Below are 20,069 nucleotides of genomic sequence, written 5' to 3'. Positions count from 1 at the left end.
ACCAAAGGATTGTATTTATGCCTTTTTTATTGGCTGAAATATTGGATTTTCAAGGTTCAGCACACCTTATTGGTGTGGGAAGTTTGAGTAAATAATTACTGTCAGCATCCGTTATTTCACTTTAACAGTTTTTACGGTACTCCATGTGGAATAGTATTTTTTACCGTTGGTTGTTTTATAAGTACGGATGCGTACATAGTAATTTTTTTTCTTAGCCAGATTCTTAAGGGTTACCTGTGTGGTTTTTCCTTTCATTGTCAGAGACCGTGCATTTTTCATATTCTTTGATCTGCTGTACTGGATTTCATACCCGCTGACAGATTTCGCAGTACTCCAGGAGACTGTCATTTTTCCTCTGGCACTGGATTTCAGGGTGAGTTTCTGCGTATTAATCGGACGTACTGTGATCGTAAGTCTGGCCAGATCCATTGAAAAATAATTCTTTTCCCCTGTTGTAGTGATAATAATCGTAGCTTTTCCCGGTTTCTTTGGAATAAATTTATCGCCGGAGATTTCTACGATGCCAGGAGCATCAGAGATGCAGGTTATCTTCGCATCTGTCTGAATCTTCTCCATAATATCCTGTTTTCCGCTGCCCATATCCACAGTCTTGTTTTTGGCCTGAATTTCAGGAGAAGCTGGTTTGATTTCGAAACTTGTGGTAACAGATCCGGTATATTTTCCTATACCAGTGATGGTCACTTTTGCAGTTCCGGCATTTACATTATTGCTGTAGGATAAGGTATAATCGGTTCCTTCTGTCAGTTTATTCTCCAGCCAGGCAACGATTACATCCGGTTTGTGTGCAGTACCATTGTAGGTTTCTTCATCATCCATAACAATAAAGTCGCATTTTCCGACAGAAATCTTATCTTTATTTCCATCATCCTGGGATTTTTTCACGATCTTAAAAGTAATTGTCAGGGTGCCTGTATAATTTCCTTTTCCTTTTACAACAGCTGTTGCTGTGCCAACTTCAATGTTATTTTTATAGGAAACGGTATAATCGCTTCCTTCTTTCAGAGTTTCTGTTTCTGATGAGACCTGAACTTTTGGTTTAATCTCAGAACCGGTATAGGTAAAGGTATCTCCTCCGATTCCCACTGTGTAGCCGCTGATATCTTTTGGTTGTTCTGTATTTGTTGTATCTTTGTAAACAACATTAACCGGCTTTTCAATCACGCCCGTATAGTCGCCCTTTCCTGTAATAACCAGAGTTCCTGTCTTTGCTCCGACACTGCCTCTGAATGTTACAATAAAATCTACAGATTTGGTCAGAACTTTTCCATCCAGTTCCACAGTTACAGGCGGCATTTCGACTCTTTTTTCATAGTGTATTGCATCGCCGGAAATCGTGACTTTTGCTTTACTGAGATCTTTTGTTTTGGCATTTGCTTTTTTAATCGTAAAATTCAGAATGATAAGACCATTGTAAGTTCCTTTTCCGTTGATATATGCGATTGCAGTACCAGGTCCGTCATTTCCTACATAGCTGACTGTATAATCCTGATTCAGTTTCAGTGTTTTTTCTCCGAATTTTACGATGATATTCGGTTCTACCGGATGCCCCTCATAAATGACCGGATCCTGCTCCAGAGATGCCACACATTCACTTAAGAGCGGCGGAATGATGTAAAACTGTCTCTGAATCACATCATTTCTGTAGTTTCCCATACCCTCGATCGTATTCCAGGAATGTCCCGGCTTATCGTTATATTTATAGGTAACTTTGTAGTCTTTTCCCTCTACCAGAGTTTTATCTCCGTCTTTTACTACATATTTAGGTGTATAAGCAGTTCCTTCATAATAGTAAAATGGTCCCTCCGGATCTATGACTGTACAGTTTAAAAATTCACGGGGTGCGATGGTAAATGTAGTCTTGCAGGTTCCGGTGAAGCTTCCTGTTCCGGTAATTGTTATCTCCGGTTCTCCTGCATTTACAAGATCTTTGGAATATGTAACAGTGTAATTCTTCGAATCGACCAGTTTATTGTTTACATATACATGGGTAACTGTCGGCTTGTGTTCTTCTCCATCATACACGTAATAATTTTTTGAAAGAAGCACATAAGCATTGCTGATGTCATCGTTTCCTTTCGTCTCTTCTACAATCTTGAATGTTTTAGTTACACTTCCGGTATAGTTTCCCTTTCCGGTGATCACGACTTTGGCTGTTCCGGCTTTTATGTTGTCGCTGTAGCTGACTGTGTAATCGGTTCCTGCAGTGAGGACTTTTGTTCCATTTTTTACTGTTACGGATGGTTTCTTCTCTTTTCCGTCGTATTTGAAAGACGTTGCTGAAAGAGTTACTGTGCATTTGCTGATATCTGTTTTCTCTGGTTTGCCCGGTTTCTCCGGTTTGCCCGGTTTTTCAGTCGGAGCCGGAGTGATTTTGAAAGTGGTTGTGACATAGCTTGTATAATTTCCGGTTCCGCTGATTGTTGCTGTAGCGGTACCTACATTTTTGTTGTTTCTGTATGTAACCGTATAATCTTTATCCGGAACCAGCGTCCTGTCTCCGTCCTTAACTATGAAATCCGGTTTCTGTTCCTTGCCATTATAGCTGACAGACTCCTTCGCCAGCGTAACTGTGCATCCGTCTCTTAACCTTTTCCGATTGATCGTAAAGTTATTCTTTAAAGTTCCCGTATAACTGCCGATTCCTGTTACAGTAGCTGTATGTGTTCCTGCATTGGTGAAGTCACCATCATAGCTGACTGTATAATCTTTTCCTTTCTGAAGATCCTGCCATTTACCTCCTGAAAGAATCTGGAGAACTGTTTTCGGCTTCTGTTCCTTACCATTGTAAGTGAAACTATAAGGAGAAAATGTGATTTTATATCCATTATTATTCAGTAAATGCATATCGATATAAAGATCAATATTTAAGGCTGCTTCCGGATTATATTTGGGAGCGATCGTCAGAGTTACCTTTCCTGATTTTTTCGTTGTGATCACTGCATGATTCTCATCTGTCTGTTTTACAGATAAGATACTTTCATCAGAACTGCTGACCACGCAGTCATCCAGAGCCTCTAAATCACTGCTCCAGTTCTCATGCTGCGTTTCCCATTCTATTTCATAGCTCTGTCCGTTAGCAAATTCCTGTCCTGATTCCAGTGCACGTTTGGAATTTCCTTTTTTATAAGAAACTCTGCCTATTCCTGTTGGAACTAATACACTTCCCAGATCCTGATTACAAATCTTGCACTTTCTGGTGACTCTGCCATCATTCACTTTTCCGTAAACATACTGATGACCATTGACGATCTTCACTGCACGTGTTGCGGAAAGAGATGACAGATTGATCTCATAAAATACATTTGCGTTATCATGCCAGGTATACCAGATCAGCTTTCCATTGATAACAGAAGGCGCACAGTCTGAAAGGTTTCCGGTCATGCTGTAAGTACTTCCCACCCGATTTCCATTTCCATCCAGCATGGTATAGTAAACCGTTCCGCGGTTCGACCACATCAGTATGAACTGATTACTTCCTGTCTTGATCAGATATGGTGTGGATGCACTGTCTTCACCGGAATAACTGGTAAAATATTTTACTGTAGGTGTTGTACCTGATTTTGCTACAGAAGCTACGAATACATTTCGGGAAGAATACATTCCGCCACTGTCATAGTTTCCTGCTGTCAGATATGCAGAATCTGAATATTCAAATCCCCCCACAGAAGCCCCCGTATAGTTTCCTCCACCTTCCGGAAAATCCATAAAGTGAATTTCTTCACAGCCATTTTCCTGTGATTTCGGTGCAAATTTGCCTTCACTTAAATCTGAAGGATATTTCAGGAGCACAAGTGCTCTCGGGTGGCTGTCACCCTGGTCAAGCCCCACAAGTTTTCCATTGTCAACCTGAATAAACTGGTTGAAAGAATGGGTAACATAGCCGTACTTCGTGCCAAGCGCACTGCCATAATGATCTGCCAGAGTCATGTTGGAAGTATCAATGGAAAATGTAATATTCGACTGATGATTCCTTCCATCAACCGCATATGCATACATGGTACGGCAGGTTCTTACATAAAGATAGTTTCCATTCATTGTCATTCGCGCAGAGCCATCCTCAAATGGATGCACAGTATTGATTCCCTTCGTGCTGCTGGTAAGGCTGCAGGAACCCTGTACTTTCCAGTCTTTGGAATATTTGGTTACACGGTAGACTTCTTTGTTATCGTCCTGGCTGTCGTTATTCTGTCCTGTCAGAATATAATAATTGCTGCCACTTTCGTAAAATGCACCAAACAATGGAAGTGCAAGCGGAACGGTTACTGTCCGCTGAATGTTATAGGAGTTGTCGTAATACTCTACCAGAACCTTATCATCAATCGCCCCTGCCTGAACACGCATCAGCCCGCCGTCCGGGCTGGTTGTCAGATAAGAACTGATGCGATGACCATACATATCGTAATCCTGTGCTTCCACACTGTTTCCGGTGTACACGTTACAGGTGGTCTTTACATTTGGGTCTGCTTCTATGTCTGCTTCCACTGCTGAGTCCTTCATTCTGGCTTCCAGAGTGGGGTCCACAGGACCTGCCACCACTTCCTCTTCTGCTTCCGGAATTTCTTCCTCTGAGGAAAATTCCTCATTTTTTTCTTCATCGGAAAATGTTTCTTCTCCGGTGCCAAATGCTTCTTCTTCGCTTTTTTCTGTGCTGTTCTGATCTGTGAGAGTTCCTGCCGGATCAATAGTGTCTTCCTGTATGTTCTGAGTTTCTGTGTTCGCTGCATCTGTGTCCTCATTTACCGCATCCGGAATCTCTACCTGTGCCGGAGCTGTCTCTATTGTAGCCGGACCGGAAGAAAATTCTGCTGCGCTCACGGCAGAGGTTCCAAGCATACACACTGAAAGAAGAATTGATAACGATTTCACTGTGTTATTCTTCATAGACGGTTCTCCTTCTTAAAACTGCTGAATTTCTTTTTGTGTAACTGTCCGTGATCTGATTTTTACATTTTGGATTTCAGTGTAATCTGTGCCGGACCATGTCCTCCCATCGGCTGTATTGGTCCAAAATATACGATTACTTTCTTTCCAGGCATAAGAAAGAACTGAAAATCTGACAGATTCATTTTCATAATGTAGGAATATCCTCTTTCAGCAACTTCTTTCGCGTATTTGGTTGCGATTGTTTTCTTGACATTGCTTGCCTTTCCTGCCACTACATCCTGGATTCCCAGTTCTTTTCCGTCTCTCAGTCTGTAAGTTTTTCCATATTCATAGGCATAGACGGCAGTTCCAACATACCAGTTTACTCCATAGCGGAAACTGATATATCCGTTCTGATTATAAGATGCACTGCATGTTGTATGACTGACAAATGCACGTTCATAGCCATAATTTTTGCTGCTCTCAAACCAGTCAAACAAACTCTCTCTGTTTTCCTGATCTTTCTGATAGTCTTTTTTCAGTGATTTGTTGATTTTTTTCACCGCTGCACTGCTTCCCTTTAACTGTGGAAGTTCATATAAATAGCTGGCACTTACTTTCTTATAACTTTTCTTCTGTGTTATTTTCTTAATCGTGTAGGTAGCTTTGGAAGCTGCGGATACGGTAACTGTGCTCTGTGCACACCATGTAAACAGTAAAGTAGCTACCAGTAAAACTGTCATGAAATATTTGCCTGCTTTTTTTATCTTCTTCATTTTCTGCACTCCTTTTCATTTTATATGACTTTTTTATTTTCTTTTTCTTATGTCTTTTTCGAATCTTTTTACTTTTTCTTTTTCACATACATCTGTTATCTGCTTTTTATCCCGGCTGGTATCTGTAATCTACCAGATCCATGAGAAATCCCGTAATAAACTGCTGAATATAGCCGGAAAGTTCCTGACAGGATTTTCCTTTTGCATTGTCTGAAATTTCCTCTGCTGCCTGAAAGAGTGGTTCCAGCATTCTTTCACGTTCTCTCAGCGAAAGTACCTCCAGCTCTTTTACCGCTGTTTTCTGGCGTTCTTCCATCGTTTCAATCGCATAGCGGAGTTCCAGGCAGGTTGTGGTCAGATATCTCTGGAACTGTTCACTGTGCTCTTTTTTACAGTTATCTGCCACATATTTATAGCATTCCAGCTCTTTTCGCAGCAGTTCAATATCTCTCTGATAAGGCTTATCCATGTTTCTCACCTCCCGGCTTTGTCTTTGGTTTCTTTTTTATTTCTTTTATTGAATAGTCAGACTGAAAACTTTCTACTCCGTAATATTATTTAAAAGTTATGGTTAAATACATATAGAGATTTTTCTTTGGATTTTTCAGATACATACCAATCTGGAAGTCTCCTTTTTTGCCACACAGTTTAAACGTTCCATTTCTTCCAAGCTCTTTATAGTAATTTTTGCTATAATTATAGGCTTTAATATTATGTTTCTGAATCTGCCATCCTTCTGAATTCATTGCCTTCATAATAAATCTCACATTTTTTCCTTTAAATTTGTCATAGCTAAGATTTACATTTCCTGTTTTGTCAAAAGCACTGCCTTTAATGGTGGTATTTCCAATTTTAATATAAGAGATGGGATTTTGATATTTTACAACGGTTACTTTAACGGTATAAGTCTTTTTTCCTTTCGGAGTTACATAAAAAGTGGCTTTTCCTGGTTTTACCGGTGTCGCAGAAAGAGTTGTGTCATTTCCTGTCTCGTCTTCTTTTTCTATAATTGCAATTTTAGGATTGCTGGATTTAACCGTTACTTTATCTGGACTCATTGCATAAACAGTTCCAATCAGCAGTTTATTGCTGTGATTAAAAGGTGGCTGAAATGGAAGAATCAGATTTTTGGAAAGTTCTACCGAAAATGGCATCTGTTTTTTTGCATATGTCGGAATTGCTGTGAGCAACATCACAAATGCGGCAAATAAAGCAATTACTTTTTTCCATGTTTTTTTCTTCATAGCTTTTCTCTCCTGTCTGTGTAATTTTTTTGTTATATATGATGTTTTTTGGTTTTACTGTGATCTTATAGTTTCTATGTTGTTTTTTGTGAAGTATATAGATGTTGTAACATCTATATAGATTCAAAAAAATTATTGCCGTCCCCACAGACCACAGAAAAATCAGTCTGTGGGGACGGGATTAAAAATCAGTTATACGATTTTAAAATATTTCTTAACGCTGCCGGAATATCTGCCTTTGAAAGTAATTTTTACTGTGTATTTACCTTTTGCTGTTAAACCTCTGCTGTAAGTTACTTTATAATAGGAAGGACTGATCACTTTGCCGTCACTGCCGATTACTTTTACGGTTGGTTTCTGTGCGTAGCCGTTGTATTTGTATTTTGTTTTGGATAAACGAATGGTTTTCGGGCAGTAAATTGTTTTGATTGTTCCAGTTTCACCGCAAGCGCATCTTGGAATGATTGTACCGTTCTCTGTAAGTGTAGCTTTGGTGATTTCATTTTTCCAGCTGTGGGTATGAGTCTGAAGCTTAAACTGATAATTTGCAGAATTTCCTTTGTATACTACTAAATAATAATCACCAGCATTTAAATCTATATCAGATTCCAATGAATCGTCATTCCTATCCCAAACTGAAGTCATAATGCCGTCTGCTTCTTCATATATTTTCCACCGGACATCTTCTTGTGCTCTTCCTATCACTTTAACAGTTTCTTTTTTCGGAACTGTAAATTTATACCAGTCATATTCATCATTAAGTGCAAGCTGACCTTTATATGTTTTATTTAATGCAATTTGGTTTGCATCATCTGAATTATTATTAGAACCGCCCTGATCTTCTACAAATGATTCATTTGCACTCTTGTGTCCTAATGTAAAAGAATATGCTCCAGTTGTCCCCTCTCCATAACGATCTATTGAAATATAATAAGTTCCTTTTGTTAAATTCCATGAATATTCAAAAGAACCTCTCTGACTCAAACTATCAATCTTACAAGCTCTAATATCTAATTCTGTTCCAAAATCATCATATATTCTCCATCTGACATATCTCGTTCTAAAAATACCTTTAATGCTAAACAACCCAGCCTCATTTAATGTAACTTTATAAAAATCAGCATCATTATTATCTGATAATACTCCTGTATACTTTGTATTTAATGAAATAGATGTCGCATCATCAATATCACTTCCAGCCTCTGCATTAAGTGTTGCGTCTTCCTCCCCATCTTCAACTTCTGGAGCAAATTCTGTTACTTCTGCATTTTTTGTAGTTTTTTCTGTGGTGTCTACACTGTCTGTAAACACATCCTCTGTAGTAGCTTCTGTCGTTACCTGTACTGCATCATTTTCAGATCCGCTGCTAAATTCTGCTGCCATGGCAGATGCTGGTGTGCTGACACATAATGCCGCTGCTAAAATGAGTGATAATACTTTCTGTTTTTTCATAATCTCTTTTCTCCTTTATGTGTTTTTTATTGTTTTCACTATATAGACAATGTGAGTTTCGAAAAAGTTTTAAGATTTTTAAAATTTTTTCGATTTATTTTTTTCTGTTCTTCTTTTTTCCCAAAGCCTCCTTTGCAGACATATTTTTTTACTTCTATTATAGATTTTAAATTATCTATAATCAAGACTGCACAGAGGAAAAATGTCCTATATTTTTAAGGTATTTTTCCCCTTTCACTATACTGACAAGTGAAACTGAAAAAAGGTTTTATATTTTTGGAAATTTTTTTTATTTTTTTACAACGATATAAAAGAATGCTATAATATACCCAAAATGCAAAAAGTGAGGTAGAAACAATGCCTGTATTTAAAGATAAGTTTCATTTAACTCCTGAGCAGAGTTTATTTCTTGCAAAAAAGAAATGGGACGAGAATGTATATTGTGGTATGAAAATGGAAAACAGGGCTGTAACCTTTCCTCAGACACAGACTATTTTAAACGGTGTAAACGTACCTGATGTACAGCTTGATGATATTCAGGCTATTCTGAATATGCGTGATGCGTGGAAATTTTTGCTGAGTACTGTAAAAGAAGATATTACTTTCGAATACTGGTGTAAATTGAATGAATATATTGCAAGAAACGAAGCTCTCGAATGGGGAAAGCTTTGTACCGGAAGTGTTGGTATCTCCGGAACAGATTATGAACCGCCTGTTCCAGAAAAGGAAAAAACTACGCATGAGCTAAAATTCATTTATTCCAATGCAAATGCTTCCGCTACTGATAAAGCATTAGAATTTTTTACCTGGGGAGCAAGGGGACAGTTTTTCTGGGATGGAAATAAGCGTACAAGCCTGATGCTTGCCAATAAAGTTCTGATTTCTGCCGGTGCCGGTATTATGACTATTACTGATAAATATATGGAAGAATTTAATTCCCTTTTACTGGATTTTTACAATACAGGAAATTCAGACAAATTAAAGCAGTTTTTGTATGATAACGCGATTCAGGGAATAAAACTATAATTGGTAAAAATTCGATACGCCCCACATCGGGGGGGGTGGAAGAAGTTCAATTCTCTCATCCCCTGCTTCTAATGAGTCGGAAAGCTAATAAAATCAATGCTTTCCGGCTCTTTTGTTCGTTACTAACATCCTTCCGAATACTGCTGGCAAATAACAACCATTTTGATATCATTTCATAAAATCACATACCGTCACGCCATCTGAACCTGACGGATACTCGTTCAATCCATAAATATTGCGAATCCAGCCGGACCAGTGTGCCTGTGGATCATAATGTTTTCCATTAATAGTTACCCAGCAGTGATCGTACCCTATTATTACTTTTATATTTTTATATCCAACTTCCTTTGCCATGGCCGCAAAAGCGCATGCAAAGGAATAACAGTTGCCAGTTCTTGAACTTAACATTTTCAACGCAGTTTCCCGATACCATCCCTTTTTACTTCTGTCCGGATCATCCCCACCATAGTTAAACTTACTCCAGTCTGTTATGTAATTCCAACATGCCCGGAGCTTCTGTTCCTGCGACATTCCAGGATTTGTTATAGCTGAAACGGTCTGCATAACTTTCATCTTCAAAAGAGCATTTGTGTTTTTCTTTGCTGCACCACTTGCTGTAAAATATAGCTGTCCATTTTCACGAAAACGCTTCTGATAGTATCTTCCTTTAGAATCAGCGTAATATAGATTATTCTGGTAAATGAAAAGTCGCGGGCAAAAGGTCAATTTCTAATACCAAATTATTAGAATATCATAACATAATATAGAGAAAAGCGAAAAGTTTCTCCACGCATAAAGTGAATGAAAACTTTTCGCTTTTCATAGATTTTTACTTCAGTTTATTCCGTTCAGAATTAATATCTTTTAAGGCACTGTAATGTTTAGTTAATCGGATATTCGCAATTGAAGCAGGGGACTTACTTGATTCGGTTAATTTCGTGACAAGCTGGCCTCCTTATTAAGACCTTCAGAACTGTACGGATCTCCTATTCCCACATAGATCAGAGTATTCGTATCTGTCAGGCGAAGCTGGTATCCGATATAAATATTCAATCCAAAGTCTACTTTGAAGTAATATCCATAATCTGTTTTGATAACCTCGTCAATCGCCGCACTCCAATTCACGGTTGATGAATCAGAGCAATAATATTTGATTGTTTTTCCTGAAAACTCCACTTTGGACTTATCCTGTTCTGAATCAGTCATATACCAGGTACCTTTGACAAGATTCAGACCTTTAAGGTCTGCTGCTGAAGCTGGAATCTCTTCTACTTTCTTACCATCTTTCAGACGGTAAATAACAGCCGTCCCGTTCTCGTTTCCTGTTCCACATCCATGCCAGGTAAAGTAATAAACAAATCTTACATATCCGTCCTTATTATAAGTCTCCTTGCATTTGGTATTTGCAAAAAGAATCTCTGTCTTTTTATCCAGATAGCCTGCCTTCTTATCATCAGAGAACTGTTTGAAGAGATCTTTTTTTAATTTCAGATTCTCGGTATAGTATGATTTTAAAGATTTGTTGATTTTCTTTACTGCTGCGCTTTTTCCCTTTAACTGTGGAAGTTCATAGGAATAAGTTGCGCTTGATTTCTTGTATGTTTTCTTCTCCTGTATCTTTCTGATCGTGTATCTGGCTTTCGATGCCGCCTGAACGTTCTGTACACTTCCCAGACTCACCGTGATACAAAGAGCACATATCACTATCATAAATCCGATTATTTTACTTTTCCATACCCTCATTTTCAATTCTCCCCTTTCAGGCAGCTAATAAATAGTAAATTTATATCTGCCGATTAAAAATTCCTACTTTTTATTATGCACCATCAGAACGATATTTACAAGTCTTTTGCTTTAAAACATTGATATTTATCGTTACTGTTGTTACTGTTCACACACCACTATCCCGCGAGGTGTTTTGGCATGAATATGCCAAAATCCCGAAACATACAGCGCGGATTTATGCGATTAGCATAAATCCTGCGCATCGCGAAGCGTGTTGCTGAGAACGGAGTGAACAGTAACTATTTATCTGCTCGTTACTTTATCCACCGTACTCCACTTAGAGTAATATTTCTTACCGTTTACAACTTTGTAAGTACGGATGCGGATATAATAGTTCTTCTTTGAGCTGAGTTTTCTGAGTGTCATGCTTCTGGTATTGCTCTTCACAGTAGCACTCTTCGCATTTTTCATAGTTGCAGATCTGCTATACTGAACCTGATAACCACTGACAGATTTTGCAGCTTTCCAGGATATTTTTATCTGACCTTTTGCACTGGATTTTGATGTAACTTTTCCGGTATTCAGTGGTCTGACCGTAATTGTAATCTTTTTATCCGAAGCTGCATTATAGTTTGCTCCCTGCTCTGTGGAAATCGTAATAACTACTTTTCCAGGTTTTAATGCTATAAATTTATCTCCGGAAATTTTCACGGTTTTCGAATCAGAAGATTTATATGTGATCTTTCCATCAGTAGTGACTGATTCTGCGATATTCTGTTTTTTACTGCTCATTGTTATAGTTTTTGAAGATGCATCTACAATGGCATCTGCGCGGGCAATCTCAAAAACTCTGAGTACGCTTCCCGTGTATATGCCTCTTCCATTGATATAAACAGTCGCTTTTCCTGCATATGTATTATTATCATAGATTAAACTGTAATCCTGTCCCTCTGCCAGTGTTTTCCCGTTATCCAAAACGATTACTTCCGGTTTTTTCTCCGTTCCATCATAGATGAGATTCTCAGCCTTGATTTCTATCTGGCAATCTCTGATTTTAACTTCTTTCTTGCCATCTCCCTTATTACCTGTGTCGTCCTTGCTATCGGTGTCGCCCTTATTACCTGTGTCACCTTTACTGTCATCATCATTTTTTTCGTCAGCGGCAGCTTCAATCGTGAACTTCACACTTAAAACTCCGGTATACTTTCCGATTCCCCTTACTGTCACTGTGGCCGTTCCCGGTTTGATATTATTTGTATAGGAAACCGTAAAATTCTCACCTTCCTTCAGAGTCTTTTCCCCGAACTTAACTGTCACTCCCGGTTCAATTTTTTTGCCTGTCGCCTGGATGGAATCAGATGAAAGAGTAATCTTACAATACTTCATGTCCCTTGCATTGATATAGAACTGTTTAGAAATACTGCTGCTATCATAATTCCCCATTCCTCTGAATGTTACCTGCGCATATCCCGGGCGGTCATTATATCTATAAGAAACCGTAAAATCTTTTCCCTCTGTCAGCACTCTGTCTCCGTCCCTGACTGTAAATTCAGGAGTGTATTCCTTGTCCTCATAGAAATAAATCGGATCTTCAGACACAGAAGCCTTGCATTCGGAAAACTTCACCGTTTTGATTGCATACTGTTTCGTAAGCGTTCCCTCAATACCACCTTTTCCTTTCACAACAGCCTTGACTACGCCTGCATTTACCAGGTCACCTTCATACGTTACATCGTAATTGTCCTTAGAAACTTCTTTCCCATTTTTATACAATTTCACCTCAGGTTTATGCTCAGTTCCGTCATAGACAAAACTATCCTGGGAAAGTTTGATACTGTACTGCCGGCTCTCCAGCATTCCGGCAGAAATATTCACATTCACCGCTGCTGCCGGATTATATTTGGACCGGATTGTCAATGTTGCTGTTCCTGATTTATGTACAGTAATATCTGCACTGGTCGTTCCTTTCATATTCACAGATACCACATCCGGGTCTGAACTGATCACTTCACAGTCGTACAGACGCTCTCCTGAAGCTGTAAAATTCGCGCCACATTCCACAGAGTAAGTAACTCCCGGATCCAGGCTGATATCTCCGCTTAAATATGCAAGACCACCATTTTCTTTTTTGTATATCGGATCCAGAGATACCGGCACTGCTGCTTTGTCCTGATCCTGTCCGCATACGGTACAGCTTCTGGAAATCATTCCATCTTTCACTTCTGTTCCATAAGAATATTTGTGTCCATTCACGATTTTCACCGCATTGGCCTCAGAAAGATCAGATGCGTTAATGTCATAAAAAACATTAACGTTTTGTTTCCATGTATACCAGGATATTTTTCCGTTGATCACGGTTGGCTGACAGTCTGAAAGGTTTCCATCCATAACATAGGTTGTTCCGGACTGCTGTCCGTTTCCATCCACTGCTGTATAGTAAACCTTTCCCTGACTGGACCACAGCAGGATAAAACTGTTGCTGCCTGTTTTCACCAGATGGGGAGTTGACGCACTGTCATCTGTTCCCCCATAATTGGTAAAATATCTGACTACCGGGTCACCGCCATTCTTGGGCACTGCTGCTATGAATGCATTTCTGGATGAACCGGCACCATCTGTATCAAAGTTGCCGGCCACAAGCCAGCAGGAATCAGAATATTCAAATCCTCCGGCTGAAGTTCCGGTATAGTTGTCGCCTAGATTACCGCCTACTTCCATAATATCTGTCTTGGCACATTTACGTCTTTCCATCTCTTCACTGGAGACGTAATTAAAATCCGGAACAAATTTACCTTCGCTAAGATCAGCACTGTACTTCAGCATTACAAGTGCCCTGCTTGGAAAAGCATCGCACTGATCCAGAGTTGTCATCTTACCCTGATCGATCTGTATAAACTGGTTAAACGAATGACTTACATAGCCTGTGTCTGCATAGCTGATATCGGTCTTCTTATCCACTACTGTCATATTATCTGCGTTCACAGAAAAAGTAACATTTGCCTGATGTCCGCCGTACATCACATGACAGGTTCTTACATAGAGGATATTTCCGTTCATTGTCATTCTCGCTGAGCCAAAGTCAAAAGGTTTCTTTGTATTTTCTCCGTAAAGGCTTGCTGATCCCTGTACCTTCCAATCTTTGGAATACTTTGTCACACGATATACTTCAACTGCATCATTGTTGTCAGGATTATCCTGTCCTGTAAGGATATAATAATGATTGCCACTCTCATAAAAGGCACCATATTTTGGAAGTGCCAAAGGTACCGTCACTGTCTTCTGGATATTGTAATCGGTATCATAGTACTCTACCAGCGTTTTTCCATCAATAGCACCAAACTGTACACGCATGATGCCCCCATCCGGACTTATACATTCATAGGAATCTACACAGGATCCAAATGTGGAATAATCCTGATTTTCCAGATTGCTGCCATTATAAACCTTACAGGTTGTCTTCACATTAGGATCTGCTTCCAGCTCCGCCTCTACTACAGCATTTTTGTATCTGGCAGCAAGGGTACTGTCAACACTTCCCGGGTCTTGTACTTCCGGAATTTCATCTGTCCCCTCATCAGCAGAAAACTCATCCAGTAGCTCTGCATCAGAGAAAGGCTCTGCATCCTCCTGTGCATTAAAAACTTCCTCATCGGTACTGTCTGTAAGTACATCAGGCTGATCTGCATCTGTCACATTAGAATTCTCCACTGAATCGGATTCTGATGCATCAGTCACTGAAGAAGGTCCGGAAGAAAACTCTGCTGCACCTGCAGCAGAATTTCCTAACATACACATTGTCATCATCATAGCTAAAGCTGTTACCTTTTTGTTCTTCATAGTTTTATATCTCCTTTTTATAAGTATAATTTTGCATTTGCACGTTCTTTATATATATCCCAGGCTACTAATGCAATCGGAATACATGGAAGTCCTACTGAAATAACCAATACAATTCCGGCCGCTCCCAGAGCAAAAGCAATGTCAAATAAAAGCAGTGGTGTCAACAGATATCCCCAGGTAAACGCAGCCGATGCAATTTTAATTGCTTTCGCAGCTCCACCTGTTATAATCAGGGCAATGATTCCTATAACCAGATAGATATCTTCCAAATGACTTATGCCATGTCCGGTGATTGTTTCCAAAAGTACTACCAGTCCAAATAATGCTGCCATTACCATTGCGGCAATTGCCTTAAATTTAAAAGTAAGTTCCGTATTTCTTAAATAGTTTTCAGCTGCCTTTGTTTCCATAATTAAATTCTCCTTTTCATTATCATCTTATTTTTTACATGTAACACAGTCTCAGCTAACTCATGTCATATTTCTTCCCTTCTTTCTGTATGTTGTTTTTCTTGCCTTCTACTCTATAGACGAGCGAAGTGGTAAGCAGGTTTTAAGTTTTTTTAAAATTTTTTTATTTTTTTACTTTTTACTGCTTTTGCAGATTACGTCTTTCCTGCTTTCTACTCTATAGACGAATGACACTGGGGACAGGTTTTATATTTTGGAAATTTTTTTTTATTTTTTTAAATTTTTTCTGATACAAAAAGGCAACAAAAAAGACCACCGGCCTGGGATAAGCCGATGGTCTTAAACGATCATTTGAAAATGATTCAAAGATATGTGTTTTTATTTTGTTATGGATTTTGTTTTAATAAATATATGTATAACGTTCATTGGATGCTGCAGATTTCAGTGTTTTGGAACCTGATTTACGGTAAGCTACAATTTTATAATAATAGTATCCACTTTTTTTCAGAGACTTCTTTTTATTTTATTTATCCTCAATCATAATGTGTCCATCTGTTTAGTCAAGCGGATAGCGGATATTCGCAATCAGCTGAACATGTTAAAAAGAGAATCCAGGGAATTGCTGTAACTGTCATAGGAACTGTTTACAATAGACTCAATCTTTTCTACAACCCCTACGCCCACAAGAAGACATATCACCAATGCTACAATAACCAGCAGGATAATAATGATCCAGAAAGCATATACTCTCTTATCTTTGTCCATATTGGTAACTGCAGTATAGGACGCATATCCCACAAAAGGTGTCAGCCCAATTGCATATACCAGACCCAGAGTAAAGGCAACAACCGTTGCAATACTTGGGGAAATAATCATCAGTACACATATTACTGCAGTGATCAGCAGATCAAACACTGCCTGAACCCCTACTACGGAGTACATTGCCTTTGGAGCTGCAGAACCGCCAAATGCTTTTGTCATCATAGTCATAATCCCAACTTTGACCATATCAAAACCAATGGTAGCAATCAGAGACAGTACGATCAGTGTCAGATATGGCATCTTGATATCAAAGAAACCGAAGTATCCATTGGAGGCAGATGCGATTTTCCCTGCAGTCACCATAGACAGGATCAAAACAATAATGGTTATAAATATTGCTTTTACAGTGATAAAGCGAAGTCCACTTTTGCCAGTGCAATCGCCAGACATTCTGACAGCCTCAGATACAGGTCTCTTTAATACGCTGCCGGCTGCTCCCAGAAATGTTTTTGCACTTCCCAGTGCCTCCGTACCTTTTTCCCTGGCCCATTCAGCTTCTCTGGATCCTCGCATGTTGCCCTGCTGGTAGTTCATATTCTGCTGGTATTGCTGTCTCTGCTGATAATTAGCATTCTGTTGGTAATTGGTACTCTGCTGATACTGTTGTCGCTGCTGGTAATTAGAATTCTGCTGATACTGCTGTCCCTGCTGATAATTAGAATTCTGCTGATACTGCTGTCTCTGCTGATAGCCGGCATTCTGCTGTTGCTGTCCCTGCTGCCGTGCTGACTGGCTATGTGTTTCGGTTTTCTGATTCTGCTGTGAAGCTGACGGACCTGTCTGTAAATCTACAGGTCTAGGCTCCCCTGTCTGTTCTTTTTTTACTTGCTGCGGTTCAACCTTTGCCTGCGGCTGCATCTTTGGCACACTCTTTGGCTGCTGACAGGTGCAAATTTCTCCTTCTTCCAGTTTTCTTCCACATTTTGTACAAAACATATTCTTTCCTCCTCTTGTATTTCTTTATTCTTTCTTCTCCCACATCAGTCAGGCTGCCGGGTCACTGTCCCATTCAATAATGTATCCACTGATTCCACGGGAATTTCCCCAGCCCGGATCCCAGGTATTTCCTTCCATATCAGAGTCATTCCAGGTATTTGCCGGATTTGATGTACAGAGATAATATTCCGCTGAATTCATAAAGTCCGGCTGTCCTTCTGCAAAGCTGGTATAATCCCAGGCTTCCCCTGTAACCCAGCCCCAGGCTCCGCTCTCATTTTTCTCTCCGCCCAGCCAGCAATAATTATCATCCGATTTTTGATATTTAATTTTGTTCCACATTTCGGACAGAATGCTGCCAAATTTTCAATCTTTTTTCCACAATTTGGACAATATATACCTTTTTTCTAGTGATACCAGTACTTTTAAGACATTCCAATTACCTTTTCCTCCTCTCTTCTAATCTATAGACGATTGAAAATAGAAAAAGGGGGTACATTTTTTAAATTTTTTTATTTTTTTCACAGTATGTCAGGATGTTTCGTACATGGACAGGATTTTTCCGTTTTGAACTTTCATATGCAATTGAAGTCCATTAAATTTTAACGGCAGGAATTCATCCCTGTTATAATAATTATACATTGTCTGATCTGTGCTTGTATCTAATTCTGCAGTATAATATTTTGTCTCCGGAGTTATTTGAAATGTTGTTTTTTCCCGGGGCACAAAGCTGCTGTTCTGATAATATTCATCAGAATTCGCATCTGTTACTTTGTGATATGACCAGTCAAAAGTAATATTGTCATCATTATACTCTACCCCGCTGATCACAGCCTTTCCATAAGAATTTCCATCTATGGTCATCTCCTGGGTATTGATCTGTGATGTATAGTAATACACTGTGTTATCCACCTGCCCAGACTGGGAAGCAGCTTCCACCTGTGCTGTCTGTTCCGGTGCTGTAAAGCAATTGTCTACCACGAAGGTATCATTCATCTCCTGAGCTGTTATTTCTTCCCTGTTCAAATTAAACAGGAAGGGAAGGGAAACATCCTGATAAGCTGAAATATTATATTGCTGTATCACGCTGTTAATAAAGTTCTCATCTGTATCTGCATTGCCGGTAAAGTAACTGGTTCCATCTACTTCACATGCTCCATTCATAGCATAATTGCCTGAACTTACATAATATAGTTTGTGGGTCATCTGTAATTCGTTATCTGTAACCTTCACTATAGTATTATAATGAGATCCAGGACCGGCGCTTCCATGATACATTCCATAACGGCACAGATAAAAATCTGTTCCGATCCGTTCCATTCCAATCTGCTCTTTTACATAGGATACAATCTCATTTAATGCACTGCCTGGCATTTTCAGAGTCTGTCTCTGAAATACCTCCTGATCTTCTATCCCATATAACTCCAACACCAGTACTCTGTTCACTTCCGGATCCGGTGGCGTAACATCATACTCCCAATTTTCTTCCTTGGTACGCAAAAGTAGTAGTTCCTGACTACCATCTCCGCCAAAATCTTCTATATGACATCCAAGCATAAGATCCTGTTGATATGCACCCTCATAAGGATGATACTTCAGCTGGGAATTATTATCTATAACCTGCAGATTCTCATTCCTTACATATTCCTCATAAAACTCCTTATAGATTTCCTCTTCTGTTTTCGGTATCTCAGCTTCTGCTTTATCCCCAGTATCTTCTTTCTCTTCTTCAGTGTCAGCAGTTTCTTCTGTGCTTTCCTCTTCTTCCGGTTTCTCTGCAACCTTTACTGACGGACCTTCATTGTCCTCTGCTATATTCTGGATCACAGGAATCTTGTCTGCATTTTTTACCACTCCATAGGTAATACCGCCACCGCCTACTACACTGGCAAGAATCACTGCTGCCACCTTCAGCCCTGCATGTCTGGCTGCAGTGCCGGCGGCAGCTCCCGTAGCTTTTGATGCTGCTGAAGCGGCCTGTGATGCATTATGTACCGTTGATGCTGCCTCTGACGCTCCACTGCCAACTCCTGTGGATGCCGTATGTGTCGCTGCCTGAGAAGCCATATTCTCTGCATGATTTTGAACTGTCTGTCCTGCAACTTCTTGTGCAGTGTGTCCTGCATTCTTACATATCTCCTGTGCTGCAGTGCGCTGCAATGCTGTATGCAGCGCAGTCTGCAGGGTATCCAGCTCGGCCGCTTCCACAGATGTGGATTTTCCAAGTCTGTACAGCAGATATACAAAGAAGGTAAACGGTGCAACATTGTACAGTTTGGTGCCTTTCTTTTCCAGATCCAGTACCAGTTCCTTTACTTTTTTTCGTCCGTAATTCAAACGGCTCTTTACTGTATTATCACTTACCTCCAGTATCGAGGCAATTTCCTTTACAGACATGTCCTCGTAATAGAACATTCCCAGGACTACTCTCTGGTCTTCCGGTAGCTGGTTCAGGATCTCCATCACCAGACGGCGGACTTCCTTTTCATCCATTGCCAACTCCGGATTCTCGTCAATACGATCAGCTTCTATATTCTCCTCAAAGGACAAAGCCTCTGTTTCTTCATTTCCCTCATTGCCTGCCATAGCTGTAAAAAACACAGGCTTACATTTCTTCAACCAGTCCTTGGCTGAATTATTGGCAATGGTTTTCAGCCAGGGCTGCAACTTGCTTTCATCCTGCAGCTGATCCAGTCTGGTAAATGCTTTTACATAGGTATCCTGCAGTAAATCCTGCACAGTATCCTCATCATTTTTGATCAGTATCTTCAGCACTCTGTAGACTGCACCGCTGGTCTGCTCATAAATTTCAGCCAGGGCTGCCTGATCCTGTCTTTTCGCCCTGTCCAGAAGGCTTTCCTCCCTTGTTACAGGATTTCCACAGTGTTCACAGAAACGGGCGTCTGCAGGAAGTTCTTTTCCACATTTTTCGCAAAACATTTTTTTCTCCTAAT

At 39.8% G+C, this 20,069-nt stretch carries 13 protein-coding genes; 1 reads left to right on the top strand and 12 read right to left on the bottom strand.

Going from position 1 to position 20,069, the window contains the following annotated elements:
- Positions 1-111 precede the first annotated feature (111 nt).
- The 5 genes from ACTNC0_RS16910 to ACTNC0_RS16890 all read right to left on the bottom strand — a co-directional run bounded on the left by ACTNC0_RS16910 (position 112) and on the right by ACTNC0_RS16890 (position 8,356).
- Complete coding sequence (locus ACTNC0_RS16910) at positions 112-4,902, bottom strand: fibronectin type III domain-containing protein (RefSeq protein ID WP_441088307.1); 4,791 nt, start codon at positions 4,900-4,902, stop codon at positions 112-114.
- A 62-nt stretch (positions 4,903-4,964) separates the two neighbouring features.
- On the bottom strand, positions 4,965-5,660 hold the full coding sequence (locus ACTNC0_RS16905) for a hypothetical protein (RefSeq protein ID WP_288547364.1): 696 nt from the start codon (positions 5,658-5,660) through the stop codon (positions 4,965-4,967).
- Between the two features lie 106 nt (positions 5,661-5,766).
- Positions 5,767-6,129 carry a hypothetical protein gene (locus ACTNC0_RS16900; RefSeq protein ID WP_119235251.1) on the bottom strand — a complete coding sequence of 121 codons (363 nt, stop codon included), beginning with the start codon at positions 6,127-6,129 and terminating at the stop codon, positions 5,767-5,769.
- An 85-nt stretch (positions 6,130-6,214) separates the two neighbouring features.
- A complete protein-coding gene (locus tag ACTNC0_RS16895; RefSeq protein WP_441088306.1) occupies positions 6,215-6,904 on the bottom strand; it encodes a hypothetical protein in 690 nt (229 codons plus the stop codon).
- Between the two features lie 192 nt (positions 6,905-7,096).
- On the bottom strand, positions 7,097-8,356 hold the full coding sequence (locus tag ACTNC0_RS16890) for a hypothetical protein (RefSeq protein ID WP_441088305.1): 1,260 nt from the start codon (positions 8,354-8,356) through the stop codon (positions 7,097-7,099).
- Between the two features lie 357 nt (positions 8,357-8,713).
- Here ACTNC0_RS16890 and ACTNC0_RS16885 point away from each other — a divergent pair, with 357 nt between their 5' ends.
- The gene (locus ACTNC0_RS16885) at positions 8,714-9,382 is read left to right on the top strand and encodes a Fic family protein (RefSeq protein WP_441088304.1); all 669 of its coding nucleotides are present in this window, start codon (positions 8,714-8,716) and stop codon (positions 9,380-9,382) included.
- A 168-nt stretch (positions 9,383-9,550) separates the two neighbouring features.
- Here ACTNC0_RS16885 and ACTNC0_RS16880 read toward each other — a convergent pair whose 3' ends face one another.
- The 7 genes from ACTNC0_RS16880 to ACTNC0_RS16850 form a co-directional block, all read right to left on the bottom strand.
- Positions 9,551-9,946, bottom strand: a complete 396-nt coding sequence (locus tag ACTNC0_RS16880; protein ID WP_441088303.1) for a transglutaminase domain-containing protein — start codon at positions 9,944-9,946, stop codon at positions 9,551-9,553.
- 366 nt (positions 9,947-10,312) lie between these two features.
- A complete protein-coding gene (locus ACTNC0_RS16875; RefSeq protein WP_441088302.1) occupies positions 10,313-11,125 on the bottom strand; it encodes a hypothetical protein in 813 nt (270 codons plus the stop codon).
- 285 nt (positions 11,126-11,410) lie between these two features.
- On the bottom strand, positions 11,411-14,944 hold the full coding sequence (locus tag ACTNC0_RS16870) for a fibronectin type III domain-containing protein (RefSeq protein WP_441088301.1): 3,534 nt from the start codon (positions 14,942-14,944) through the stop codon (positions 11,411-11,413).
- Positions 14,945-14,961: 17 nt separating this feature from the next.
- Complete coding sequence (locus tag ACTNC0_RS16865) at positions 14,962-15,357, bottom strand: hypothetical protein (protein ID WP_441088300.1); 396 nt, start codon at positions 15,355-15,357, stop codon at positions 14,962-14,964.
- A gap of 585 nt (positions 15,358-15,942) precedes the next feature.
- Positions 15,943-17,115, bottom strand: coding sequence for a Yip1 family protein (locus ACTNC0_RS16860; RefSeq protein ID WP_441088299.1), 1,173 nt, complete (start codon positions 17,113-17,115; stop codon positions 15,943-15,945).
- 48 nt (positions 17,116-17,163) lie between these two features.
- Entirely contained in the window at positions 17,164-17,457 is a 294-nt protein-coding gene (locus ACTNC0_RS16855; RefSeq protein ID WP_441088298.1) for a hypothetical protein, read from the bottom strand.
- Between the two features lie 189 nt (positions 17,458-17,646).
- On the bottom strand, positions 17,647-20,055 hold the full coding sequence (locus ACTNC0_RS16850; protein ID WP_441088297.1) for a sigma-70 family RNA polymerase sigma factor: 2,409 nt from the start codon (positions 20,053-20,055) through the stop codon (positions 17,647-17,649).
- Positions 20,056-20,069: the final 14 nt, after the last annotated feature.

This window comes from Blautia sp. HCP3S3_B11 (assembly GCF_052064435.1).
Classification (GTDB): Bacteria; Bacillota; Clostridia; order Lachnospirales; family Lachnospiraceae; genus Blautia_A.
The sequence above is the reverse complement of the archived record's forward strand: the minus strand, read 5'-3'. Positions and strand labels throughout refer to the sequence as shown.